At 60.4% G+C, this 24626-nt stretch carries 23 protein-coding genes; 14 read left to right on the top strand and 9 right to left on the bottom strand.

Annotated features, from left to right (window positions below; genetic code table 11):
* Positions 1 to 127 precede the first annotated feature (127 nt).
* From KGB23_RS05520 to KGB23_RS05510, 3 genes are all read left to right on the top strand, one after another.
* Complete coding sequence (locus KGB23_RS05520) at positions 128 to 1126, top strand: ATP-binding protein (RefSeq protein WP_223430223.1); 999 nt, start codon at positions 128 to 130, stop codon at positions 1124 to 1126.
* A 119-nt stretch (positions 1127 to 1245) separates the two neighbouring features.
* Positions 1246 to 1779, top strand: a complete 534-nt coding sequence (locus tag KGB23_RS05515) for a vWA domain-containing protein (RefSeq protein ID WP_317851608.1) — start codon at positions 1246 to 1248, stop codon at positions 1777 to 1779.
* A 62-nt stretch (positions 1780 to 1841) separates the two neighbouring features.
* On the top strand, positions 1842 to 3488 hold the full coding sequence (locus KGB23_RS05510) for a phospholipase D-like domain-containing protein (RefSeq protein ID WP_223430222.1): 1647 nt from the start codon (positions 1842 to 1844) through the stop codon (positions 3486 to 3488).
* Between the two features lie 3 nt (positions 3489 to 3491).
* On the opposite strand, the gene KGB23_RS05505 is transcribed toward KGB23_RS05510, so the two are convergent.
* Positions 3492 to 4718 (bottom strand): NADH:flavin oxidoreductase/NADH oxidase family protein, encoded by a 1227-nt coding sequence (locus KGB23_RS05505; protein WP_223430221.1) that lies wholly within the window; start codon positions 4716 to 4718, stop codon positions 3492 to 3494.
* Between the two features lie 77 nt (positions 4719 to 4795).
* On the opposite strand from KGB23_RS05505, the gene KGB23_RS05500 reads away from it, so the two are divergent.
* Positions 4796 to 5209: a MerR family transcriptional regulator gene (locus KGB23_RS05500; RefSeq protein WP_150655653.1), complete on the top strand. Its 414-nt coding sequence runs from the start codon at positions 4796 to 4798 to the stop codon at positions 5207 to 5209.
* On the opposite strand, the gene KGB23_RS05495 is transcribed toward KGB23_RS05500, so the two are convergent.
* Positions 5190 to 6740: an MFS transporter gene (locus tag KGB23_RS05495; protein WP_223430220.1), complete on the bottom strand. Its 1551-nt coding sequence runs from the start codon at positions 6738 to 6740 to the stop codon at positions 5190 to 5192. The genes KGB23_RS05500 and KGB23_RS05495 overlap by 20 nt on opposite strands.
* Before the next feature lie 103 nt (positions 6741 to 6843).
* Here KGB23_RS05495 and KGB23_RS05490 point away from each other — a divergent pair, with 103 nt between their 5' ends.
* Positions 6844 to 7710, top strand: a complete 867-nt coding sequence (locus KGB23_RS05490) for a LysR family transcriptional regulator (RefSeq protein ID WP_223430219.1) — start codon at positions 6844 to 6846, stop codon at positions 7708 to 7710.
* 13 nt (positions 7711 to 7723) lie between these two features.
* Here KGB23_RS05490 and KGB23_RS05485 read toward each other — a convergent pair whose 3' ends face one another.
* Together KGB23_RS05485 and KGB23_RS05480 are read right to left on the bottom strand one after the other, a co-directional pair.
* The gene (locus KGB23_RS05485; protein ID WP_223430218.1) at positions 7724 to 8167 is read right to left on the bottom strand and encodes a thioredoxin family protein; all 444 of its coding nucleotides are present in this window, start codon (positions 8165 to 8167) and stop codon (positions 7724 to 7726) included.
* Positions 8168 to 8251: 84 nt separating this feature from the next.
* Entirely contained in the window at positions 8252 to 8665 is a 414-nt protein-coding gene (locus KGB23_RS05480; RefSeq protein WP_223430217.1) for a hypothetical protein, read from the bottom strand.
* 448 nt (positions 8666 to 9113) lie between these two features.
* Between KGB23_RS05480 and KGB23_RS05475 the strand changes: the two genes are divergently transcribed.
* The 8 genes from KGB23_RS05475 to KGB23_RS05440 all read left to right on the top strand — a co-directional run bounded on the left by KGB23_RS05475 (position 9114) and on the right by KGB23_RS05440 (position 15836).
* On the top strand, positions 9114 to 9962 hold the full coding sequence (locus KGB23_RS05475) for a transporter substrate-binding domain-containing protein (protein WP_223430216.1): 849 nt from the start codon (positions 9114 to 9116) through the stop codon (positions 9960 to 9962).
* 52 nt (positions 9963 to 10014) lie between these two features.
* On the top strand, positions 10015 to 10677 hold the full coding sequence (locus KGB23_RS05470) for an amino acid ABC transporter permease (protein ID WP_008033038.1): 663 nt from the start codon (positions 10015 to 10017) through the stop codon (positions 10675 to 10677).
* Between the two features lie 9 nt (positions 10678 to 10686).
* Positions 10687 to 11349, top strand: coding sequence for an amino acid ABC transporter permease (locus tag KGB23_RS05465; RefSeq protein ID WP_223430215.1), 663 nt, complete (start codon positions 10687 to 10689; stop codon positions 11347 to 11349).
* Positions 11346 to 12152 carry an amino acid ABC transporter ATP-binding protein gene (locus tag KGB23_RS05460; RefSeq protein WP_223430214.1) on the top strand — a complete coding sequence of 269 codons (807 nt, stop codon included), beginning with the start codon at positions 11346 to 11348 and terminating at the stop codon, positions 12150 to 12152. Before KGB23_RS05465 ends, KGB23_RS05460 begins: the two co-directional genes overlap by 4 nt.
* A gap of 42 nt (positions 12153 to 12194) precedes the next feature.
* Positions 12195 to 12584 carry a RidA family protein gene (locus KGB23_RS05455; RefSeq protein WP_223430213.1) on the top strand — a complete coding sequence of 130 codons (390 nt, stop codon included), beginning with the start codon at positions 12195 to 12197 and terminating at the stop codon, positions 12582 to 12584.
* Between the two features lie 148 nt (positions 12585 to 12732).
* Complete coding sequence (locus tag KGB23_RS05450) at positions 12733 to 13497, top strand: IclR family transcriptional regulator (protein WP_150655657.1); 765 nt, start codon at positions 12733 to 12735, stop codon at positions 13495 to 13497.
* Between the two features lie 39 nt (positions 13498 to 13536).
* Positions 13537 to 14754 (top strand): amino acid deaminase, encoded by a 1218-nt coding sequence (locus KGB23_RS05445; protein WP_150655658.1) that lies wholly within the window; start codon positions 13537 to 13539, stop codon positions 14752 to 14754.
* Between the two features lie 146 nt (positions 14755 to 14900).
* Positions 14901 to 15836, top strand: coding sequence for a sugar kinase (locus tag KGB23_RS05440; protein ID WP_223430212.1), 936 nt, complete (start codon positions 14901 to 14903; stop codon positions 15834 to 15836).
* Between the two features lie 162 nt (positions 15837 to 15998).
* Here the strand turns inward: KGB23_RS05440 and KGB23_RS05435 are convergent, their stop codons facing one another.
* Together KGB23_RS05435 and KGB23_RS05430 are read right to left on the bottom strand one after the other, a co-directional pair.
* Positions 15999 to 16274, bottom strand: coding sequence for a peptidylprolyl isomerase (locus KGB23_RS05435; RefSeq protein WP_007898282.1), 276 nt, complete (start codon positions 16272 to 16274; stop codon positions 15999 to 16001).
* A 64-nt stretch (positions 16275 to 16338) separates the two neighbouring features.
* Positions 16339 to 18876 (bottom strand): PAS domain S-box protein, encoded by a 2538-nt coding sequence (locus tag KGB23_RS05430; protein WP_223430211.1) that lies wholly within the window; start codon positions 18874 to 18876, stop codon positions 16339 to 16341.
* Between the two features lie 120 nt (positions 18877 to 18996).
* Here KGB23_RS05430 and KGB23_RS05425 point away from each other — a divergent pair, with 120 nt between their 5' ends.
* On the top strand, positions 18997 to 20106 hold the full coding sequence (locus KGB23_RS05425) for a PilT/PilU family type 4a pilus ATPase (protein ID WP_223430210.1): 1110 nt from the start codon (positions 18997 to 18999) through the stop codon (positions 20104 to 20106).
* 112 nt (positions 20107 to 20218) lie between these two features.
* Here the strand turns inward: KGB23_RS05425 and KGB23_RS05420 are convergent, their stop codons facing one another.
* From KGB23_RS05420 to KGB23_RS05410, 3 genes are all read right to left on the bottom strand, one after another.
* A complete protein-coding gene (locus KGB23_RS05420) occupies positions 20219 to 22174 on the bottom strand; it encodes an acetoacetate--CoA ligase (RefSeq protein ID WP_223430209.1) in 1956 nt (651 codons plus the stop codon).
* A gap of 165 nt (positions 22175 to 22339) precedes the next feature.
* Entirely contained in the window at positions 22340 to 23125 is a 786-nt protein-coding gene (locus KGB23_RS05415; RefSeq protein ID WP_223430208.1) for a 3-hydroxybutyrate dehydrogenase, read from the bottom strand.
* A gap of 7 nt (positions 23126 to 23132) precedes the next feature.
* Positions 23133 to 24524, bottom strand: coding sequence for a GntP family permease (locus KGB23_RS05410; protein ID WP_223430207.1), 1392 nt, complete (start codon positions 24522 to 24524; stop codon positions 23133 to 23135).
* Positions 24525 to 24626: the final 102 nt, after the last annotated feature.

Raw genomic sequence — 24626 nt, 5'->3', positions numbered from 1 at the left:
GGCGGCGTGTCAGTCAACATCAGTATTGAATGTCCCACCGCCTTCGCGAGCAAGCCCGCTCCCACAGGTATGAGGTTTGCCTGTGAATTGCACTGATGCAACTACCGACCATGACCGAGTATTTAAGATGACCGACACCCCCCATTTCCCTCTCTCCGCCGTGGTCGGTGCCGACGATCTGAAACTCGCCCTGTACCTGACCGCCATCGACCCGAAAATCGGCGGTGTACTCATCGAAGGCCCTCGCGGCATGGCCAAGTCAACGTTGGCCCGTGGCCTGGCGGACTTGCTCGCCAGCGGCCAATTCGTCACCTTGCCGCTCGGCGCCACCGAAGAACGTCTGGTCGGCACCCTCGACCTGGACGCCGCCCTGAGCGAGGGTCGCGCACAGTTTTCCCCCGGTGTGCTGGCCAAGGCCGACGGCGGCGTGCTCTACGTCGATGAGGTCAATTTATTGCCCGATCACTTGGTGGACCTGCTGCTGGATGTGGCCGCCAGCGGCACCAACCTGATCGAGCGCGACGGCATTTCCCATCGGCATTCGGCGAAGTTCGTGCTGATCGGCACCATGAACCCGGAAGAGGGTGAGCTGCGTCCGCAACTGCTCGACCGTTTTGGCCTGAACGTCGCCCTCAGCGGTCACACAGCACCGACCGAGCGCGGCCAGATCATCCGGCGACGGCTGGATTTCGACAGCGATCCCCACAGCTTCTGCGCCGAATGGGAAAGCCAACAGCAGTCACTGCGAGAGCGTTGCCAGAAAGCGCGCAGCGGACTGGCAAGCATCCCGCTCGACGATCATGCGCTGGCGCAGATTACCGAGCGCTGCTTTGCCGCCGGTGTCGATGGCTTGCGGGCCGACCTGGTCTGGTTGCGCGCGGCGCGTGCCCATGCAGCGTGGCGTGGGGCGAGCGCAATCGCCGAGGAAGATATCGACGCCGTTGCCGAATTTGCCTTGCGCCATCGCCGCCGCGAGCCATCGCCACCGGCGCCGCAACACAGTCAGCCGCCCTCTACGCAAAATGCCAACCCGAGCGAAGGCCAGGGCCAATGGGGTGAAATGCCCGCTCAGGCGCTACCGGTCGGCGCACGACGTGACGTGCCGAGCTGGCCAAAAAAGCCCTAGGCATTCGCCCTCGATCTGACGCGGGGGCGAATGCCAGACCCCGCGCCGGACGGCTGGATAACGGCAAACAGGCTAAACGTCACGCGGCGCGTAGCGGCTCGATCAATTGGCCCGGCACATTGCTGAACGGCCGCCCGCGTCAGCGCGACGACGTCTTGTTTCACCTGCGCACTCGTTCGCCCCATGAACTGTGGCTGGTGATCGTCGACGCCTCGGCTTCGACTCGTCGCCATCAGGCGTTGAGCGATGCCAAGGGCTTGCTGGCGCAACTGTTCGACGATGCCTATCGCCAGCGTGCACGCCTGGCGTTGCTCACGGCCAGTGGTCATGTGCCGAAGTGGCAGGTGCAAGGGTTGAAAGCCTCCGCCGGTTTGCGCAACTGGCTTGATGGCCTGGGCGCGGGCGGTGGTACGCCGTTGCTGGCGGCGCTGGGTGAGGCGGGGCGCTGGCTGGCGGTCAGGCAGAAGCGTTTTCCGGCGGAACAGCAGCGCTTGTTGCTGGTGACCGATGGCCGATTGAAGGATTGGTCGATGTTGCCGGCGCTCGATTGTCCGGGGCTGTTGATCGACATCGAACGGGGGCCGATTCGGCTTGGGCGGTCTAGAGTATTGGCTACCGAGTTGCAGGCCGAGTATCGGCATATCGATGAATGAACGACGTACGACCGTAGGAGCTGCCGAAGGCTGCGATCTTTTGATCTTCACAGGAGTGAGTCATGCGCGTTCTAGCTGTCAACCATCAGGATGATTTCCGCGTCAAAGCCTACGCCGGCACCAATGGCGTGCTGTTGGCCATGGACCTGGCCGAACCCCGCCGCAAAGGCTTATTGGGTTTCGCCATCGAAAAACAGCAAGGCAGCAAGCCTTGGTTGTTCCTGTTCAACAGCCTGACCTTCCCCGGCAAGGTGCACACATTTCCCCAGTTCCACGCCACCCCCAGCGATATCGCGCCGTTGCAGAAATTTCGCTGGGCCGATTATGCGGTCAATCCGGGGATGACGATCCATTACCGAATCCACCTGGCCTACGGCAGCGTTGATGCGCCGCAACTGGGTGAATCCCTGGAAGTGACGGTCACCTCCGACAATGGTCAGCCGGGTAACCAAAGCGTGATCTTCAACCGTGCGGTCGCCGCCAGCCAGGCGTTCCAGCGCAAGTTTCCCGAGCTCGACGCGCTGATCAGCGCCAACAAGAACCTGCCCATCGAAGCCTGGCCGGATGCCCCGCGGCAATGGCTGGAGAACGGTTTGCTCGGGCGTTTGCTGGGGTTTATCGAGCGTGCGGTGGATGAACAGTGGGCGCTGGACATTGCCATCTACGAGTATGAATTGCAGGCCGTTGTCGATGCGGTCAATGCCGCGTTCGAACGTGGGGTAAACGTTCGAGTCCTGTATCACGCTCAACCGGACGATGATGACACCACCATCAACGAGGCCAGCCTGGAAAAAATCCCAGCGGTGCACAAACGCGGGCGGGTCACCCACAACATCTTCCATAACAAATTCATCGTCCTGAGCCGGCTCGACACAGCGGGACAGCGTCAACCCGAAGCGGTGCTTTGCGGCAGCACCAATTTCACGCCCAACGGCGTTTACCGACAGGCCAACGTGGTGCATGTGCTGGACGACACACGCGTCAGCGCCAGCTATCTGCACACCTTCGAGCAGGTCTGGGCTAACCCGGCGGATGTCGGTGCCACCCGAAACTGGCTCACGCAAAACAACCCGATGGATCCGCTGCAGCCGATGTTCGCCGGTTTCTCTCCGCGCTCGGGAAAAGGTGATCTGCAAACGTTTGTCGAGATCATCAACGCGGCGAAAAAAGACGTGCTGTTCGTCACCGCGTTCGCCTTGCCCGACGACATCCTGAGCGCCTTGCTCGGTCTGCCCCACGACGACATTTTGCGTTACGGCCTGCAAAACACCGCCAGCAGCATCACCGGTTTTCACGCCGACCGCACCGCCGAATTCGCCGCCACCGCGCTGCTCAATACCGGGCTGGAAGGCTGGCTCCGCGAGAACATGAAAGGTCAGAAGGGCAACCTGCTGGTGCACACCAAAGCCGTGGTGGCGGACTTCACCAGCGATGCGCCGACGATCATCAGCGGCAGCCATAACCTCAGTGCCGCGGCCAGCAATGGCAATGATGAAAACTACCTGATCATTCGCGGTGATACCGATCTGGCAGACCGTTATGGTCTGGAACTGCTGCGGTTCTACGAGCATTACCGCTTTCGCTATTTCGCCAAAAAACTCGCGCTCAAGCAGGTCCAGCCGTTGGCGGCGGATGACAGCTGGACCGATGATTACTATCGCGCGGGGGATTTGCGGATGCTGTCGAGAGTGCGCTTTTCGGGCCGATAAGCGCTATGACCTGTTCATCGCCTGCCGGTACTGGCGAGTACGCCGTGCGATGTATAGGCGGTCGAGAATCAGTGCCCATAGAGCCGACACGTCGGGACGGGTCTTGCGCCCACGGCTCAGGCGATTGAGCTGGAATTTCACGACGGCCATGCTCGCCAGTGCCGCCAGAGGTTTGCGTTTCCAGCGAATCGGCGGCAGTTGCGGGTGACTGTTCTGACCTTCGCGCCAGCGTTTGACCAGTTGAGGTTCAATCGCCAGCGCCGTGCCGATCCCGGCCATGGCGATGCCGCTGTCGAGCACCTGTTCGACGATCGCCAGGCGTCGAATCCCGCCCGTCACCATCACCGGCATGTTCGCCACGCTGGCCAGCTCACCGGCCATCTCCAGAAAGTACGCTTCACGCGCCAGGGTCCGACCATCCCGGGCCTCGCCTTGCATGGCCGGGGCTTCGTAGCTGCCGCCGGAGAGTTCCAGCAGATCGATCGGTTGATCGTTGAGCCACTGGATGACTTGTCGGGCGTCGTCGGCATCGAAACCGCCGCGCTGGAAGTCTGCGGAGTTGAGCTTCACCGCCACGCAAAATGTCGGCGACACGGCCTTGCGCACGGCGCTGACCACCGCCAACAACAAGCGCGCACGATTTTCCAGAGAACCACCCCAGCGGTCGGTTCGGCGATTGGTCAACGGCGAGAGAAACTGGCTGATCAGATAACCGTGTGCGGCATGAATCTGCACCCCGGTGAAGCCGGCCTTTTCCGCCAGGGCAGCGCTGGTGGCGAAGCGTTGGATGACCTCTTCGATGTCGCGCTCGCTCATGGGTTTGGGCTCGGCAAACATCTTCGAGAACGCACCCAGGTCCAGCGCCACCGCGGACGGCGCCCAGGCTTGCTGGCCGAGGTTGGCCATGGTCTGACGGCCGGGATGATTGAGCTGCATCCAGAACTGCGCGCCACCGGCCCGACCGATGCTGGCCCACTGGCGAAAGCGGTCCAGGTGGCGCTCATCTTCCAGCACCACGCCGCCGGGGCCGGTCATGGCGCGGCGGTCGATCATCACGTTGCCAGTCAGCAACAGTCCGGTTTCGCCTTCGGCCCACGCCTGATACAGCCGAAACAGGGCCTCTGCAGGTGCCTGCCCGCTGTCAGCGAGGTTCTCTTCCATCGCGGCTTTGGCGATGCGGTTGCCGATGGTCTGGCCGTTGGGCAAATTCAACGCTTGGAAGGGCGACATGCTTGACTCCTCATCAGTGAAGAGTAGAGGCTAAGCTTAAAGTTAACTTTAATGTCAAGCAGGCAAATGAGGTTGTGATGAAGATTGGTGAACTGGCGGAGTTAAGTGGCTTCAACCCGTCGCGTATTCGGTTTTACGAGGCCCAGGGCCTGATACAGAAAGTGGAACGTCGGGCCAATGGCTACCGGCATTACCCCGAGCAGGTATTGCAGACGCTGTACCTGATCCAATGCGCCCAGCAGGCCGGGTTCAGCCTGGAAGAGTTGAAACAGTTGATGCCGGACACCATCACCGGTGAATTCAAGCACGACGAACTGCTGGCGGGGCTTAAGCGCAAAGTCGATCAGATCGAAGAAATGCAGCTACACCTGGCGCAGAGCAAGGCGAAGCTGCTGGCGGTGATCGACGACATACAGGCGAAACCCGAAGGCATGGGCTGTGATGCGAATGCCGAGCGGGTGCTGGCGTCATTCAAGCATTCGCGCCGATAGCTGCAGTCGACGGAGCGGGGATCGGATTGCGCATCAGCGTGCCCACCACCAGCGCACCCAGTAGTGCCAACAACCCCGCGACCCAAAGCAGCAGGCTGAAACCACCGACGAAGGCTTGGCGGGACAACGGTTCGACCACGGTGCGCGCGGTTTCCGGCAACAGGCCCATCGCCGCCGTCATATCGCCAGCGACCACCCGCGAGGCGATGCCCTGGGTTTGGCCGAGCCATTGCGCACCCTGTGCCGTCAGGCTCGTACGCAACAACAGCTCGGTATGACTGGACAGCAAGGCGCCGAACACGCCAATGGCCAGCACGATGGCGCTGAAACGCATGGTGGTGCTCATGCCTGAGGCCATGCCGGTGCGCTCCCGTGGCACGCAAGCCATGATGTTCTTTTGCGTATCTCCGTTGAGCAGCCCGGCACCGGCGCCCGTCACGGCAATCGCCAGGGCGAAGGGCAGGTAACCGCCGCTGCTGACCGCCCAGGCACTGAGCAGATTGCCGCTGCCGACCAGGGTCAAACCGGCGGCCATCAACGTGGCGGGGGCAAATCGACGCGCCAGACGTACGCCGATGCGCGGGCAAATCAGCATGGTCAGGGCAAACGGCAACATCCCCAGGCCTGAAGCGATGGCCGAGAAACCCAAGCCGTTTTGCAGGTAGAACGGCAACAGGGTCATCATCACCTGGGCACAACCGGCGTAGGCAAACATGCCCAATAGCGCGCCGATGAAGCGCGGATGCTTGAACAGTTGCAGATCGACCATCGGCCGCGGCTGCATCCGTTCAATCACTACGAACAGCCCCAGCAACAAGGCGCCGCCGATCAGACGAGCGTAGGTCAGCGGATTGCTCCAGCCGATCCGGTTCGCCTCGATCAGGCCCCAGATCAGGCACAACAAACTCGCACTGAACGCCAGGCTGCCCCAGGGATCGAGGCGTGCGGATTGAGTGTCGCGGGACTCCGGCACGGCGCGCCAGACCATCACCATCAGGAACAATCCGACGGGCAGGTTAAGGTAGAAAATCCAGCGCCAGCCCATGTATTCGGTGATCAGCCCGCCGACTGTCGGCGCGGTGGTCATCGCCACCCCCATGCACGCGCCCCAGAACGCCCAGGCCTTGGCCCGCTCCACTTCGTCGTGAAAGGTGTGGCCGATGGAGGCGAGCGCCGAGGTCAGCAACAACGCCGCGCCGACACCCTTGACTGCCCGGGCGATGTCGAGGAACAGCGCGTTGGGCGCGGCACCGCAACCGATGGACGCGAGGATGAAAATGGCCAATCCGCAGAGCAAGGTTTTCTGCCGACCGAAGCGGTCGGCGATGCTGCCAGCCGGCAACAAAAGGGCGGCGAAGGCCAGCATGTAAGCGCTGACTACCCATTCGATGTCGGCAAAGTTTGCGCCCAGGTCGCGGGCGATCGTGGGCAGCGTCACGGCGACGATGTTGGTGTCGAGAACGATCAGCGAGCAAACGCCTGAGGCTGTGAGTAATGTCAGACGCGGGCTCACCTTGGGTTTGACGGGCATGGCAGCGTTTCTCTACTGTGAAAGTCAGTGCAGCTTATCGCCGGCTGCTACTTTCCTTGTTAGGTACGCCTTGTCACTTCATTACCTTTGAGCTAACGCACAGATGGATATTCGCCATTTTCGTTATTTCCTCGCCGTTGCCCGGCAAGGCAACTTCACCCGCGCCGCCGAACAACTCGGTATCGCACCGCCGACCTTGACTCGACAGATCCAGGACATGGAAAACGAACTCGGCACGCGATTGTTCGTGCGCCAGACACGTGAAGTCAGCCTGACCGAGGCCGGCGCCGCGCTGTTGATCGAGGCCGAGGCGACGGTGCGGCAATTCGAATACGCTCAGTACAACGCCCAGCGTGCCGGGCGCGGGGATATTGGCCATATCGAACTGGGTTACGTGGCTTCGGCGGTGTATTCGGGCTTACTGCAGAAACAGGTGCAAGCCTTCAGCCGCGAGTGTCCTGACGTCAGCCTGAACGTACGGGAAAGTCCCATGGCGTCATTGCCGGTGATGGTGGCCGAGGGGCGTTTCGATATTGGCTATGTCCGCTCACCCATGACTTTGCCCGAAGGTCTGGATGCCATTCGCCTGGACGCAGAAGGTTTTGTGCTGGCGCTGCCGACCGAGTCCTGGCTGTGCCGATTGCCAGAGATTGGCCCGGAACATTTGCAGAACGAGACGTTCATCCTGCCGGAGCAAATCAGCGGCACCTTGCAAGTCGCCGCCGAGGGTGGATTTGCGCCGAAACTGGGTGCGCAACCGGGTGGGTTGGTGGCGGTCATTGCGTTGGTATCGTTGGGGCAGGGCGTTGCAGTCGTGCCTGAGTCGGTGGTCGGGCATGTGGGTTTACCCGGCGTGTTGTACCGGGCAATCAAAGGTTGCGAGGCGAGTTCGTGGTTGTCGTTGATTTATCGTCGGTTCGAGAAGTCCGCTGCGGTGTCCAGGTATATCGAGCAGGTCAAAAATCGCTAAGCGCGAAAGCGATCTAACAGCAAACCCGCCGACTCAATTGCCCAGTTGCGCGAGGCACAGTGCGCAACCTTCGCAGGGTCTGGCGCAACCATGCCAGATCGTGAACCGGTTTACGCTTCACCGTTGCCGGTTTCACCTTGCCAATGTGCCTGGCGAAGTCTTCCTGCAGGGTTTGCTCAGTGCCGATTCCCTTGAGCTTCTTCAGCAGCTTCCCATCCTTGTAAAACAGCACGGTCGGAGTGCCGGTGACGTTCGGGTGGCGGGGGGATTCGCTGGTGTTCAGCATGTAGATCTGCGCGTGATGGCGATATCGCTCGCCAATCTGACGAAAAATCGGCGCGGCTGTTTCGCAGGCGGGGCAGTGTTCATTGCCGAAATACAGGATCACCGGGCGCCAGGTTTTCAGGGCCTTGCGGTAGACAGGGGCCAGTGCTGTAAGAGTGGTTATCGAGCTCATTGAAATCTCCATCTTCAATATGGGCACGTGTTGTAGCAGTGAAGGGGTTGGTAGCCAGATGGCCGGCTACCAACTGGTCAGACTTCAACGGCGTTCGAGCCGCACATCATCGAAATAAGATCCAAAAGCGTCGAATGGACCATCGTTTGCTTCCAGCTTGATCGACACTTTGTTGGTGCCTGCAGGCACAGTGAAGTCTACGAAGTGTGCGCTCCAGGGGGTGTCACCGCCGATATCGAGGCGTCGCATCTCCCATGATGGATGCAACAAAACTTGTGCTGTGCAGGCGGAGCCTCGCTCTGTTTTCATTTTCACGGAAAACCGGAACTCACCCTCGCTGGCGATCGTAACGTCCTGAGTGATCAGGCCAGGTGCCTGCAAGACACAATAACCTTCTTCGTAGCGGGCTTTCTGCGGTGTATCAGTCGTCCAGTACTGGCCTTCCTGTGTGAATTCACCATTGCGCAGCAAGTTGGCGGTTGCGGATTGTTGAGGCATGGGAAAACTCCTGTAAGTGGTTTGTCAAAAACCGCAAGCCCATCCAATCGCGTGAGAGGGGAGGTTTGAGCGGCTGCACGGATTGAGCGCTCATAACCTGCGGCCCACAACTGTCATATCTGACAGGTCACGTCTAAAAACCGATGAACGGTCATAAGTGGATAGCCTGGCGAATTAGTGCGAACGGGCAGGCATGCGCCGTGTTTTTATGGTACGCCACGCACCTTTTGTGGCCTTGCTACTCATGGGTGTAGCCCGCGGTAGCAGCCTCGCCGCGGTCGATGGCGCGCAATGTTCAGGTCATGTTTTTCTATCTTCTTGAATTAATAGTCTTTTCGGATCCACGAAGATTTTCCGTCAATCCTGTGGCACACTTTCTGCTGTCTATTCCGTTGTTACATACCATCTTCCGGTATAGCGGAATAAACATCACCCTGGAGTGCTTGCCATGCATCGCCGACCTTCCTTGTTTAAAGCGTGTGTTTTTGTTCTCGCGGCTTCGGCTGCTGCCATGGGTGTGGCCCAGGCGGCGGACAGCAAGCTCGATAGCGTGCTGGCCCGCGGGAAACTGATTGTGGGCACCGGCAGTACCAATGCGCCGTGGCACTTCCAGGGAGCGGACGGCAAGTTGCAGGGTTTTGATATCGATATCGCGCGGATGGTGGCCAAAGGGTTGTTCAACGACCCGAGCAAGGTCGAGTTCGTGGTGCAGTCGTCCGATGCGCGGATTCCCAACCTGCTGACCGACAAGGTCGACATGAGTTGCCAGTTCATCACCGTCACCGCCAGTCGTGCGCAGCAAGTGGCGTTCACGCTGCCGTACTACCGCGAAGGTGTCGGCCTGCTGTTGCCGGCCAACAGCAAGTACAAGGAAATCGAAGACCTGAAAGCTGCCGGTGACGGCGTGACCGTGGCGGTGTTGCAGAACGTGTACGCCGAAGAGTTGGTGCATCAGGCGTTGCCCAAAGCCAAGGTCGATCAGTACGACAGCGTGGACCTGATGTATCAGGCGGTGAACTCCGGTCGCGCCGACGCCGCTGCCACCGATCAGTCCTCGGTGAAATACCTGATGGTGCAGAACCCTGGCCGCTATCGCAGCCCGACCTACGCCTGGAGCCCGCAAACCTACGCCTGCGCCGTCAAACGTGGCGATCAGGATTGGCTGAACTTCGTCAACACTGTTTTGCATGAAGGCATGACCGGCGTGGAGTTCCCGACCTACGCGGCGTCGTTCAAGCAATGGTTTGGTGTAGACCTGCCGTCGCCAGCCATCGGTTTCCCTGTCGAATTCAAATGATCCCGTGAGAGCGGGGCGGTGATGAATCGCCCCGTTCAAGGTACTGCTGACCATGAACTATCAGTTGAATTTTGCCGCCGTGTGGCGCGATTTCGACACCTTGCTGGCGGGGCTCGGTCTGGGCCTCGAACTGGCGCTGGTGTCGATCGCCATCGGTTGCGTGATCGGCCTGATGATGGCGTTTGCTTTGCTGTCAAAGCACCGCGCATTGCGGGTGATGGCGTCGGTGTATGTGACGGTGATCCGTAACACGCCGATTCTGGTGTTGATTCTGTTGATCTACTTTGCCTTGCCCAGTCTGGGGATTCGTCTGGACAAGATCCCGTCGTTCATCATCACGCTGTCGCTGTATGCCGGGGCCTATCTGACCGAAGTGTTTCGCGGCGGGCTGTTGAGCATTCCCAAAGGGCAACGTGAAGCCGGGTTGGCAATCGGTCTGGGCGAGTGGCAGGTCAAGGCGTACGTCACCGTGCCGGTGATGCTGCGCAATGTGCTGCCGGCCTTGTCGAACAACTTCATTTCGCTGTTCAAGGACACCTCGCTGGCCGCGGCGATTGCCGTGCCGGAGCTGACCTATTACGCGCGCAAGATCAATGTCGAGAGCTACCGGGTGATTGAAACCTGGCTGGTGACCACAGCGCTCTATGTGGCGGCCTGTTACCTCATTGCCATGATGCTGCGTTACCTCGAGCAGCGTCTGGCGATTCGCCGATAGGAGGCCCACATGTACGAATCCCCCAGTTGGTTGCATGAGTTATGGGTTGCCCGGGAAGTTTTGTGGCAGGGCTTTTTGACCAGTGTGCAGGTCTCGGCCCTGGCGATTCTGTTGGGCACGATAGTCGGCATCGTCGCCGGTCTGGTGCTGACGTACGGAAAGTTCTGGATGCGCGCGCCGTTTCGGTTTTACGTCGACATCATTCGCGGCACGCCGGTGTTTGTATTGGTGCTGGCCTGCTTCTACATGGCGCCGGCGCTGGGCTGGCAGATCAGTGCCTTTCAGGCCGGTGCGTTGGGGCTGACGCTGTTTTGCGGCTCCCACGTCGCCGAGATCGTGCGCGGCGCGTTGCAAGCACTGCCCAGTGGTCAGATGGAAGCGAGCAAGGCCATCGGCCTGACGTTTTATCAAGCACTCGGTTACGTCCTGTTGCCTCAGGCGCTGCGGCAGATCTTGCCGACCTGGGTCAACTCGTCCACTGAGATCGTCAAGGCTTCCACGCTGCTGTCGGTGATCGGCGTGGCTGAGTTGCTGCTCAGCACGCAGCAGATTATCGCCCGGACCTTCATGACCCTCGAGTTTTACCTGTTCGCCGGATTTCTGTTTTTCGTCATCAACTACGCCATCGAATTACTCGGCCGGCACATTGAAAAGCGGGTGGCCTTGCCATGACTCAACCTTCGCTCTCTAACGTAAAAGATGCTCAAAACGGTCAGGCCTTGCTGGACATCCGCGGCCTGCACAAACAATACGGCCAACTCGAAGTGCTCAAGGGCGTCGACCTGACCATGCAGCGCGGCAACGTCGTGACGCTGATCGGTTCCAGCGGCTCGGGCAAGACCACGCTGCTGCGCTGCGTGAACATGCTCGAAGAGTTCCAGGGCGGGCAGATCATGCTCGATGGCGAGTCCATCGGTTATGACGAGGTCAACGGCAAGCGCGTGCGTCACCCGGAAAAAGTCATCGCCCGGCATCGGGCCATGACCGGCATGGCGTTCCAGCAGTTCAACCTGTTTCCGCATCTCACGGCGCTGCAGAACGTCACCCTCGGTTTGCTCAAGGTCAAAAAGCTGCACAAGGATGAAGCGGTGGCCCTGGCGGAAAAATGGCTGGAGCGGGTCGGCTTGCTGGAACGCCGCGATCACTTCCCCGGTCAGTTGTCCGGAGGTCAGCAGCAGCGCGTGGCGATTGCCCGGGCGATTGCGATGAACCCGAGCCTGATGCTGTTTGACGAAGTCACCTCAGCCCTCGATCCGGAACTGGTGGGCGAAGTGCTGAACGTGATCAAAGGCCTGGCCGAAGACGGCATGACCATGCTGCTGGTGACCCACGAAATGCGCTTCGCTTTCGAGGTCTCGGACAAGATCGTCTTCATGAATCAGGGGCGGATCGAAGAGCAGGGGCCACCCAAGGAACTGTTCGAACGCCCGCAATCGCCACGACTGGCGGAATTTCTCAAGAACACGCGGTTCTGACTTTTACAAAAGAATACTCACTTTCAATCAGGAGAAACATTCATGAGCATTACTCGTTACGGCACCGGCAGCACCGCCGCAGGCGGTCAGCCTCGCCCTTTCGCCCGAGCCGTTGAAGCCGATGGCTGGCTGCACGTTTCCGGGCAGGTGCCGGCGCTGGATGGCGAGATCATTACTGGCGGAATTGTCGAACAGACCCACCAGACCATGAAGAATCTGATCGCGATCCTGCAAGAGGCCGGTTATGGCCTGGAAGATGTGGTGCGTGCTGGTGTGTGGTTGGAGGATCCGCGGGACTTCACGAGTTTCAACAAGGTCTTCTCCGAGTACTTCAAACCCGAACACGCACCGGCCCGGGCCTGTGTGCAGGCGAACATGATGGTCGATTGCAAGGTCGAGATCGACTGCATCGCGTACAAGAAAAAGGCCTGAGATTTGCGGTGAATTCTTCGCGAGCAGGCTCGCTCCCACATTTGGATCGCGTTCCCCTGTGGGAGCGAGCCTGCTCGCGAAAGCGGCCTAACAGTCGCCGCTGCACTCTGGTTAAACTCCCGGCCACTTTGAATGGGAACCTGAAGCAATGACCGAAGACACCATCAAGCGCCGGGCTCGCGGTCTGGACCGGGCGTTCGATATCCTCGATTTCCTCAAGGAAGTCGGCAAGCCCCTGCGCCCGAACGAAATCGCCAGCGGCATCGGCAGCCCGAAATCCACAGTCTACGAATTGGTTGCCTCCCTGCTGGAGCGACGGATTCTGGAGGCCGTGGGCAAGGACGGTCACGTCTACCTCGGCCGTCAGCTGTACTTCCTCGGGCAAGCACATTTACGCCATTTCGACCTGACCCGCGAGGCCGATCACGCCTTGCAGGAAATCGTCAGCCAGACCCGCGAAACCGCGCAGATGTGCCTGCTCAACGGACGAAAATACACCGTGGCCTTGATGAAAGAGGGCGAGCGGCATTTCCGCATTTCCTCGGACATCGGCGAGAACGCGCCGATCCCCTGGACCGCTTCCGGGCGCCTGCTGCTGGCGCATTTGAGCGACCAGGAAATCGTCGACCTGATTGATCACGACGACTTCATCCTGCCCAATGGTGAACGCCTGCCGCTTGAACAGTTTCTCGGTGAAATCCGTCAGGCCGATATCGATGGCTTCTTCTCCTTCGATAGCGTTGCCGACACCTTTACCCACTGCTTCGCCGCCCCGGTCAAAGACCCGAACGGCGTGGCCATTGCGACCCTGTGCATCGTCGCCCCACGGGCCGATGCCAAGAACAATTACAACGACTACCGCCGGGTGCTGATTGACAGCGCCAACAGCCTGGCCCGTCGCATCAACGAATAACAGCGGCTGCCTGCGGCTGCGAATGTGAGGAGTTCGACCATGTTTTCTGCCAAAAATACTGCCACCGTGGAAAAGGGCTTTGCCCACACAGGCGCCAATCTGGTGCGCGACGTCAGCCTGCCTGCGCTGGTGCTGCACCGCGAAGCGCTGGAACACAACATTCGCTGGATGCAGGACTTCGTCAGCAACAGCGGCGCGGAACTGGCGCCGCACGGTAAAACCAGCATGACTCCGGCGCTGTTTCGTCGCCAACTGGATGCCGGTGCCTGGGGCATTACCCTGGCCAGCGCCACGCAAACCCGCGCGGCTTACGCCCATGGCGTGCATCGGGTGCTGATGGCCAACCAATTGGTCGGTACGCCGAACATGGCGTTGATCGCCGATCTGCTGACGGACCCGACTTTCGACTTCCATTGCATGGTCGATCACCCGGACAACGTCGCTGACCTCGGCGCGTATTTCGCCTCGCGCGGTGTGCGCTTGAACGTGATGATCGAGTACGGCGTGGTCGGCGGTCGCTGCGGTTGCCGCACGGAAGACGAAGTGGTCGCGTTGGCCAAGGCCATCGCTGCACAACCGGCGTTGGCGCTGACCGGGATCGAAGGTTACGAAGGGGTGATTCACGGTGATCACGCGGTGAGCGGCATCCGTGCGTTCGCTGATTCTTTGGTGCGCCTGGCCGTGCAGTTGCAGGACAGCGGGGCGTTCGCCATTCCCAAGCCGATCATCACTGCGTCTGGTTCGGCCTGGTACGACCTGATCGCTGAATCCTTCGAAGCGCAGAACGCCGGCGGGCGTTTCCTCAGTGTGCTGCGTCCCGGCAGCTACGTAGCTCACGACCATGGCATCTATAAAGAAGCTCAATGCTGCGTGCTCGACCGCCGCAGCGACCTGCACGAAGGACTGCGCCCGGCGCTGGAAGTCTGGGCTCACGTGCAGTCGTTGCCGGAACCGGGCTTTGCGGTGATCGCCCTGGGTAAACGCGACGTGGCCTACGACGCCGGGTTGCCGGTGCCGCTGTTGCGTTACAAGGCGGGCGTGGTGCCGGCGACGGGCGACGACGTCAGCGCCTGCAAGGTGACGGCGGTGATGGACCAGCATGCGTTCATGACCGTGGCGCCGGGGGTTGAGTTGCGGGTGGGGGACATTATTTCCTTTGGCACTTCGCACCCGTGCCTGACGTTCGACAAGTGGCGTATCGGGTGTCTGGTGGATGAGCAACTGAATGTCATCGAAACCATGGAAACCTGTTTCTGACCCTCCAGACCGAGGCGCGGCATTCGCGAGCAAGCTCGCTCCCACATTGGATCTCCGGTGTTCACATAACCCATGTGGGAGCGGGCTTGCTCGCGAAGACGGCCGACCAGACGCCACAAAAACACCGGACAGACTGAGAACGAACAATGAACACCATCAGCACCCTCGGCCCCAACACCCCGCGCATCGCCCTGATCGGCGAATGCATGATCGAGTTGCAGCAACGCGCCGACGGCAGCCTGCAACAGAGTTTCGGTGGCGATACCTTGAACACGGCGGTCTACCTGTCCCGGGAGCTGGGTGAGGGCGGTACGGTGGATTACGTCACCGCCCTGGGCGACGACAGTTTCAGCGATGCCATGTGCCAGAGCTGGGCCGACGAAAGCATCGGGCTGGGCATGGTCCAGCGCTTGCCCGGCCGATTGCCCGGCTTGTATTGCATCCAGACTGACGCTGCCGGCGAACGGCGTTTTCTCTACTGGCGCAATGAAGCGGCCGTCCGCGATTGTTTCACCACCCCGGCCGCCGCGCCGATCCTGGCGGCGCTGCCGGATTACGATGTGCTGTATTTCAGTGGCATCACCCTGGCGGTACTGGGTGTGCAAGGTCGGGAGAAATTGCTGGAAACCCTGATCGAAGCCCGGCAGCGGGATGCGCGGATCGTGTTCGACAACAATTACCGGCCACGTTTGTGGGCGTCGATCGAGGACGCACGGGCGGCCTATCGCAGCGTTCTGCCCTATGTCGACCTGGCATTGCTGACCGTCGATGACGAACAGGCGCTGTTTGATTTTTCCGATTGCGAGGCGGTGTTTGCCGCTTACGAGCAGATAGGCACGCCTGAAGTGGTACTCAAGCGTGGCGCCGAGGCGTGTTTGATTCGTTGTGATGGAGAGTCGTTTGAAGTGCCGGCGCAGGTGGTCGAGCGGGTGGTGGACACCACGGCGGCGGGGGATTCATTTAGCGCGGCGTATTTGGCCAGTCGCCTGAAAGGAGGCAGCCCGGTTGAGGCTGCTGAAGCGGGGCATCGGTTGGCGAGTCGGGTGATACAGGTGCCGGGAGCACTCATTCCGAAAAACTGAAATGCAATCCCTGTGGCGAGGGGGCTTGCCCCCGTTGGGCTGCGAAGCAGCCCCAAAACCTGTGACCTTGACCTACCTGACACACCGAGAGCGCAGGATTTACGACTGCTGCGCAGCCGAACGGGGGCAAGCCCCCTCGCCACAGGGCCCTCAGCCAACCCGTTAATCCCGGTAAAACACCTGCACCAGGTGATAGCCGAACTTGCTCTTGATCGGTCCGTGCACAACCCGCAACGGTTTTTTGAAGATCACGGCATCGATGACCCCGACCATCTGCCCTGGCCGCACTTCACCCAGGTCGCCGCCGCGTTTGCCGGACGGGCAGGTGGAATACTTCTTGGCCAGCACATCGAAGGCTTCGCCCTTGGCGATGCGTTGTTTGAGCTGTTCGGCTTCTTCCGAGGTTTTCACCAGAATATGGCGGGCTTGAGCTTTCATGGGCAGTACCTTGCAACGGTGGTGGCTATGTTGGTGCCAGCGGGGCGCGCGATTATGCCTTAACTCAGTCCGGTTGGCCGATCATCGCGCGAATCTTGTTGGCCAGCAGGTCAATGGAAAAGGGCTTGGCCACCATGTCCATGCCTTCTTCCAGGAAGCCCTGGCGCTCGGCGGCTTTTTCCGCGTAACCGGTCATGAACAGCACTTTGAGTTCGGGGCGGTGCTGGCGCGCAATCTCCGCCAATTGTCGACCGTTCATTCCCGGCAGTCCGACATCGGTGACCAACAAATCGACCCGCAGGTCGGACTCCAGCAGGGGCAGGGCGGTCTTCGCGTCTTTGGCTTCATGGGCGTGATAACCCAGCTCGTTGAGCAGGTCGAGTACCAGCATGCGCACCGCCGGGTCGTCCTCCACCAACACCACGGTTTCACCGGCGATCGCGGCCGGCGCTTCGCTGGTGACCGGCATCAGGATGTTTTCGGGCTCTGCGGCGTGCAGCCGCGGCAGGTACAGACGAACGCTGGTGCCCTGGCCCGGCAAGCTGAACAGGCTGACATGACCGCCCGACTGCTGGGCAAAACCATAGATCATCGACAGCCCAAGACCGGTGCCCTGGCCGATGGGTTTGGTGGTGAAGAACGGGTCGAAAGCCTTGGCCAGCACCGACGGTGTCATGCCGCTACCGTTGTCGCTGACGGCAATCATCAGATAATCCCCGGCCTTGACCGGTTCCAGGGTGTTGATGTCACTGCTGTCGAGGTAAACGTTGGCGGTTTCAATCCGCAACTCGCCGCCATCGGGCATGGCGTCCCGGGCGTTGATCACCAGATTGAGCAGGGCATTTTCCAGCTGGCTGACGTCGGTGCTGACCGGCCAGACGTCCTCGGCCAGTTGCAGTTTGAGCGTGATGTGCTCGCCTTTGGTCCGGCTGAGCAGATCCTCCAGAGAATGGATCAGATCATTGGCGTTCAGCGGCTTGCGGTCCAGTGACTGACGCCGGGAAAACGCCAGCAGGCGATGGGTCAGGGCGGCGGCGCGGTTGGCCGATGACACTGCCGCCTCGGTGAAACGGCCCACCTCGGCGGCGCGCCCGTCGGCGATGTAGCGCTGCATCAAGTCGAGGCTGCCGATGATCCCGGTGAGCATATTGTTGAAGTCATGGGCGATGCCGCCGGTGAGCTGGCCGAGCGCTTCCATCTTCTGCGCATGGCGCAACGCCTCTTCGGCGCGTTCGCGTTCGAACATCTCGTTCTGCAGTCGCTGGTTGGATTCAGCCAATTGTTGGGTGCGGGCGGCGACCCGTTCCTCGAGCGTTTCGTTGAGATTGCGCAGGGCTTCTTCGGTCTGTTTGCGCTCGGTTTCGTCGATCACAAAGATATAGAAACCATTGACCGCACCATCCGCACCGTGGCGCGGCAAGTAGTTCATCAGGGCATGTCGGATACTGCCGTCACGGTGCGGGGTGCGGATGCTGAAACTACAAGGCTTGCCGGACAGTGCCTGGGCGATGTATTCGGCGCGCAAGGCATAGGCTTCGTCACCCAGTACTTCACGGATGGTTTTGCCAAAGAGCTCCTGAGGCGTCAGCCCGTACCAGTCGAGGTAGGCCGCATTGTTCAGGCGAAAGCGTTCCTCGCTGTCCACGTAGCTGATCAGGATCGGCATGGCGTTGATGATCAGTTGCAGCTCGGTCTGACTTTGCCGCAAGGCTTGTTCTGTGTGTTTGCGTTCGGTCAGGTCCAGGGCGGCGCCGAGGAAGCGGATCGGCCGGCCATGGTGGTCCTTGTAGCAACGACCCCGGGCAAACACCCAGCGCAGCTGACCGTCGGCTTGCAGCAGGCGATATTCCTCGGCGTACTCGGTGCCGTGGGTGATGGAGTGCTTGATGCTGCGGGCGACCATGGCGCGGTCTTCCGGGTGCACCCCCTGAAGGTAGGCGCTGATGGGCAACTGATTGGCGAGCAGCGGGTCGATACCGTGTAACTGGGCGAAGTGGGCGTCGGCAATGAAGCGGTCTTCGTTTATGTCCCAGTCCCAGGTGCCGACGGCGTCGGTGGCCGCGAGGGCCAGTTGCAGACGCTCCTCGGTTTCGTGCTGGGCCTTGAGGCTGGCGGCCGAACGCTGCTCGAGTTCGAGGGCGATGCGTCGGCGTTCGTTGGTTTCGATGGCGGTCACCAGAATCCCGGCGACCTGGGCGCTTTCATCGCGGATGGGGCTGTAGGTCAGGTCCAGCCAGAAGTCGGAATCATGGCCATTGCGTTGCAAGGTGAAGCGCTGTTCGCTGTAGGTCCGTACCTGTCCTTGTAGGACGGCGCTGTAAATGGGGTCGGTAAAGTCTTTTAACTCTGGCCAGATCAGGTGTGTCGGCTGTCCGAATGCGTGTGGATGCTTGCTGCCGGCCAGCAGGGCGAAGCCGTCGTTGTAGATCTGCGTGAGCTGCGGCCCCCACAGCAATAGCATGGGCATCGGCGAATGAATCACGATATCCACGGCGGTTCGCAGGCTTTGTGGCCAGGTACTGGCCGCGCCCAGCGGGCTGCGTCTCCAGTCTAGTCGGGCAATCAAGGCCTGGGCATCGCTGCCGGTCGGTGATGCGTTCATCTAGATGTCCTGCATTTAAGTCGGTGTAGCGGTGTCAACTATCCTTGTACCGCAGAAGACGCTGTATGACCCTTTTTGGGTCATTTTTATTCATTGAATGCTTCGCGGGTGCTTTTTGCCATGGAAATCGATGCACTGTTAAGGCTCCTGGCCAGCCAGAATGGCTCCGATCTTTATCTGTCTACCGGTGCGCCACCCAGCGCACGGTTCGAGGGTGTGCTTAAACCCTTGGCCGATCAGCCGTTCAAGCCGGGAGAAGTCGCGGCCGTTGCCGCGTCCATCATGGACGCCGAACAGCGTCTGGAGTTCGATCGGGAGCTGGAGATGAACCTGGCGATCTCTTTGACCGGTGTCGGGCGCTTTCGGGTCAATATCTTCAAACAACGCAACGATGTGTCGATCGTGGCGCGCAATATCAAACTCGACATTCCGCGTTTCGAAGACCTCAAGCTGCCGCCGGTGCTGCTCGAAACGGTGATGCTCAAACAAGGACTGATGCTGTTCGTCGGCGCTACTGACTCGGGCAAGTCAACTTCGCTGGCAGCGTTGATTGACTACCGCAATCGCCATAGCAGTGGCCACATCATCACCATCGAGGACCCGGTCGAGTACATCCATAGGCACAAAAAATCGATCATCAACCAGCGCGAAGTCGGCGTCGACACCCGCAGTTTTCACGCCGCTTTGAAAAATACCCTGCGCCAGGCACCGGACGTGGTGCTGATCGGCGAAATCCGTGACCGCGAGACGATGGAGCATGCGCTGGCGTTTGCCGATACCGGTCATCTGGTTATCTCCACCCTGCATGCCCACAACGCTCATCAGGCGCTGGACCGCATCATCAATTTCTTCCCCGAAGAACGCCGGCCGCAGCTGCTTCATGATCTGGGCAACAACCTCAAGGCCTTCGTTTCCCAGCGGTTGGTGCATACCCGTGACGGTCAGCGACGGGCGGCGGTGGAAGTGATGATCGGGACCCCGACCGTCGGCGACTTGATCCGGCGCAATGAGTTTTCAGAGCTCAAGGGAATCATGGAGAAGTCTGTGGAGCTGGGGATGCAGACGTTTGACGGTGCGCTATTCGAGTTGGTCGCAGAAGGGTCTATCGATGAGGAGGAAGCGTTGAAGCATGCGGATTCGGTGAACAATTTGCGCCTGCGGCTGAAGCTGCACGCCGAAGCATCACCAGGCCTCCATGCGCCGCCGGGCGAATGGGGGCTCATGGACTGATGTGCAACTCCTGTGGGAGCGGGCTTGCTCGCGAAAGCGGTTTAACAATCAATGTAGATGTCGACTGACACACCGCTTTCGCGAGCAAGCCCGCTCCCACACTTGATCTCTGTCAATCAAGGAGTTCGGGGCGATTGCGGAATTGTTCCAGCGCCTCGGGATTGGCCAAGGCATCGGTGTTCTTCACCTTCTGCCCGTGCACTACATTTCGCACGGCCAACTCGACAACCTTGCCACTGATCGTCCGTGGAATGTCCGTCACCGCGACAATCTTCGCCGGTACATGCCGTGGCGTGGTGTTGGCGCGGATGACCTGGCGGATCTGTTGCTGCAGTGCTTCGTCCAGCTCGACGCCCTCGCGCAACCGCACGAACAGCACCACCCGTACGTCATCCTGCCATTGCTGACCGATGGCCACGCTGTCCAGAACCTGTGGGACTTTCTCCACCTGACGGTAGATTTCCGCGGTGCCGATGCGCACACCGCCGGGGTTGAGCACAGCGTCGGAGCGTCCGTGGATCATCATCCCGCCGTGGGGCAATTGTTCCGCGTAATCGCCTTGGGCCCAGACGCCGGGGAACTGACTGAAATACGAGGTGCGAAGCTTTTCCTGCTGAGGATCATTCCAGAACCCGATGGGGATTGCCGGGAAGTGGCGGGTGCACACCAGCTCACCTTTTTCGCCGATCACCGGCTGGCCGTTGTCGTTCCAGACCTCCACCGCCATGCCCAGGCTTTTGCCTTGTATCTCGCCACGGCGTACCGGTTGTAGCGGATTGCTGTTCACAAAGCACGAAACGATGTCGGTGCCGCCGGACATAGAGGCCAGGCACAGGTCAGCCTTGAAGTCGCGGTAGACGTAGTCGTAACTCTGCGGCGACAACGCGGAGCCGGTGCAGAGCAGGGTTTTGAGGCTGCTCAGGTCATGGCTTTCGCGAGGTTTGATGCCGCTGCTTTCCAGGGTCGCGAGGTACTTGGGGCTGGTGCCAAAGACACTGATGCATTCGTCGTCGATCAGGTCGATCAGCCGCTCGGGGGCGGGATGAAATGGCGAGCCGTCGTACAACACCACCGCGCTGTCCACGGCCAGCGCCGAGACCAGCCAATTCCACATCATCCAGCCGCACGTGGTGTAGTAGAACAACCGGTCACCGGAACCGAGATCGCAATGCAGTCCGTGTTCCTTGACGTGTTGCAGCAACACGCCGCCAGTGCTGTGAATGATGCATTTCGGCACGCCGGTGGTGCCGCTGGAATAGAGGATGTACAGCGGATGCGCGAAGGGCACGGGAACGAAATCCGGCTCGCCGCCAGCGTCGTAGAAATCATCCCAGAGCGTCACGTTGGCCCGGGTATGGAAGTGTTCGATGCGCGCTTGCGGCCGGGCGTAAGGCACGACAATCAACTGCTGCAAGGACGGCAGGCGTTCAAGGATTTCATTGACCTTGGCGGTCTGGTCGATGTCCTTGCCGGCATAGCGGTAACCGGCGCAGGTGATCAGCACTTTGGGCTCGATCTGGCCGAAACGGTCGATTACACCCTGGGTGCCGAAGTCCGGCGAAGAGCAGGACCAGATCGCTCCCAAACTGGTGGTGCCGAGCATCGCCACGAGGGTTTGCCAGGTATTGGGCATGCACGCCGCGACGCGGTCACCGAGGCCGACACCGGCGGCTTTCAAGCTGTTCTGAAACCCGGCGACATGCTCGGCCAGTTCTGCCCAGGTCAGGTGTTCACGCTGGCCGTTCTCGCCGATGGCAATGACCGCCACGGCATCGTCGCGACGGCGCATCAGGTGTTCGGCGAAGTTCAGGGTGGCGCCGGGAAACCATTGGGCGCTGGGCATTTGCGCGCCCTCAACCAGCACAGCGTCCGGTTGATCGTGGAAACGGATGTCGAAGAAATCGACGATGGCCTGCCAGAACGCGACCCGCTGATCGATGGACCATTGATGCAGGGCAGGGTAGTCGTCGACGTGGAGGTTGTGTCGCTGATTGATGAAGCGCCGAAAGGCCTCCATGCGGGTCTTGCCGATGCGCTTGGCGCTGGGTTGCCAGAGGATGTCGGACATGGCTTGCCTCTTCTTTCTTATGTGTATGCGCACTGGCTTTTGTGGCGAGGGGGCTTGCCCCCGTTTGGCGGCGAAGCCGTCCTGAAAATAGTAGCGCCAACCATTTTACGACTGCTGCGCAGCCGAACGGGGGCAAGCCCCCTCGCCACAGGTGTCTGCTGGTGGTTACTGCGCCAACCACCCACCATCGATATTCCACGCCGCGCCACGCACCTGGCTACCGGCCTCACTGCACAAAAACAGCACCAGTTCGCCCAATTGTGGCGGCGTCACAAACTCCAGGGAAGGCTGTTTCTCGGCCAGCAAATCATGCTGCGCCTGTTGCGGGTCGATCCCTTTGGCGATGCGATCATCAATCTGCTTCTGCACCAGTGGCGTCAACACCCAGCCCGGGCAGATGGCGTTGCAGGTGACGTTGGTGGTGGCGGTTTCCAGACCCACCACCTTGGTCAAACCGATCACCCCATGCTTGGCCGCCACGTATGCAGCTTTGCCCACGGAGCCGACCTGGCCGTGCACCGAGGCGATGTTGATGATCCGTCCCCAACCTTTGGCGCGCATGCCTGGCAGGCTCAAACGGGTGCTGTGGAATACCGACGACAGGTTGATCGCAATGATCGAATCCCAACGCTCTACCGGGAAGTCTTCCACCGGCGCCACATGCTGAATACCGGCGTTGTTGACCAGGATGTCCACGCCGCCGAACTCACGCTCGGCGTAGGCAATCATGTCGGCGATTTGCGCCGGGTCGCTGACATCGGCCGGGTGATGGCCGACCTTGCCACCGCTTTTGTTATTGAGCAGCTCCACCTCGGCAATCACTTTGGATGCATCACCGAAACCGTTGAGGATCAGATTGGCGCCAGCCTTGGCGAGGCTGAGGGCGATGCCCAGGCCGATGCCGCTGGTGGAACCGGTGACCAGTGCAGTCTTGCCCGAAAGAGTCGTCATGAATACCTCACACAATGCCAGTGGCGTAGAAAGTACCGATCACCACAAAAACCGCCAGGGTCTTGATCAGCGTAATACAGAAAATGTCTTTGTAGGCTTCGCGGTGGGTCAGGCCGGTGACCGCCAGCAAGGTAATCACTGCGCCGTTATGTGGCAGGGTGTCCATGCCGCCACTGGCCATCGCGGCCACCCGGTGCAGCACTTCCAGCGGGATGTTGGCGGCGTGGGCGGCGGCGATGAAGTCATTGGCCATGGCCGCCAGCGCAATGCTCATACCGCCCGATGCAGAACCGGTGATGCCGGCCAGCAGGGTCACGGTGATCGCTTCGTTGACCAGCGGATTGGGAATGCTTTTGAGCCAGTCGGCCAATACCAGGAAGCCCGGCAAGGAGGCGATCACCGCACCAAAGCCGTACTCCGACGCGGTGTTCATCGCCGCCAGCAACGAACCGCTGACTGAGCTTCGACTGCCTTCGGCCAACTTGCCGCGAATGGCCTGGAAGCCGAATACCAGCACCATGATGATGCCGACCAGCAAGGCTGCCTGAACGGCCCAGATCGCCGTGAGCTTGGCGATGTCGGTGGTCACCGGCGCGGCCATGCCCGGCAGCGCGAGGCTGTGGGTCTTGCCGTACCACTGCGGAATCCACTGGGTGAACAGCAGGTTCATGATGCCGACGGCCAGCAGCGGCGACACGGCGATCCACGGGTTGGGCAGTTTGATGTCGGCAGCGGTTTCCGGCTCATTGCGCAGATCGGTGCCATACCCTTCACCGGCGTGCTGCGCCTTGTTGCGCTGGCGCTGCAGAAACAGCATGCCGGCGCAGACCACGAAGATCGCGCCGATCAGGCCCAGCCAGGGCGCGGCCCAGGCGGTGGTGTTGAAGAAGGTGCTGGGGATGATGTTCTGGATTTGCGGGGTGCCGGGCAGGGCGTCCATGGTGAACGAGAAGGCACCGAGGGCGATGGTCGCCGGGATCAGTCGCTTGGGAATATTGCTCTGGCGGAACATTTCAGCGGCAAACGGGTAGACCGCGAATACCACCACGAACAGCGACACGCCGCCGTAAGTCAGCAGGGCGCAGACCAGTACGATCACCAGCATCGCCTGACTCGTGCCAAGGAGGCGAATCGCCGCTGCGACGATGGAGCGCGAAAAGCCCGACAGCTCGATCAGCTTGCCGAACACTGCACCGAGCAGGAACACCGGGAAATACAGTTTGATGAAGCCGACCATTTTCTCCATGAACACCCCGGTGAAAGCGGGGGCGACGGCGGAAGGGTCGGTGAGCAGCACGGCGCCGAGGGCGGCAATCGGGGCGAAGAGGATAACGCTGTAGCCACGGTAAGCCGCGAGCATTAGCAGCGTGAGGGCTGCCAAGGCAATGATCACACTCATGGTGTGTCTCCTGGATTGTTATTTTTTTAGGGTGGAACTGTTGTGGGAGAGGGCTTTAGCGAGTTTCGTGCCATGCATTCAACGTATTGAAATATAAGGATA

The sequence above is a fragment of the Pseudomonas sp. GL-B-26 genome, assembly GCF_019947405.1.
In the GTDB taxonomy this organism is placed as follows: Bacteria; Pseudomonadota; Gammaproteobacteria; order Pseudomonadales; family Pseudomonadaceae; genus Aquipseudomonas.
This window is presented reverse-complemented; position numbering and strand designations above follow the sequence as displayed.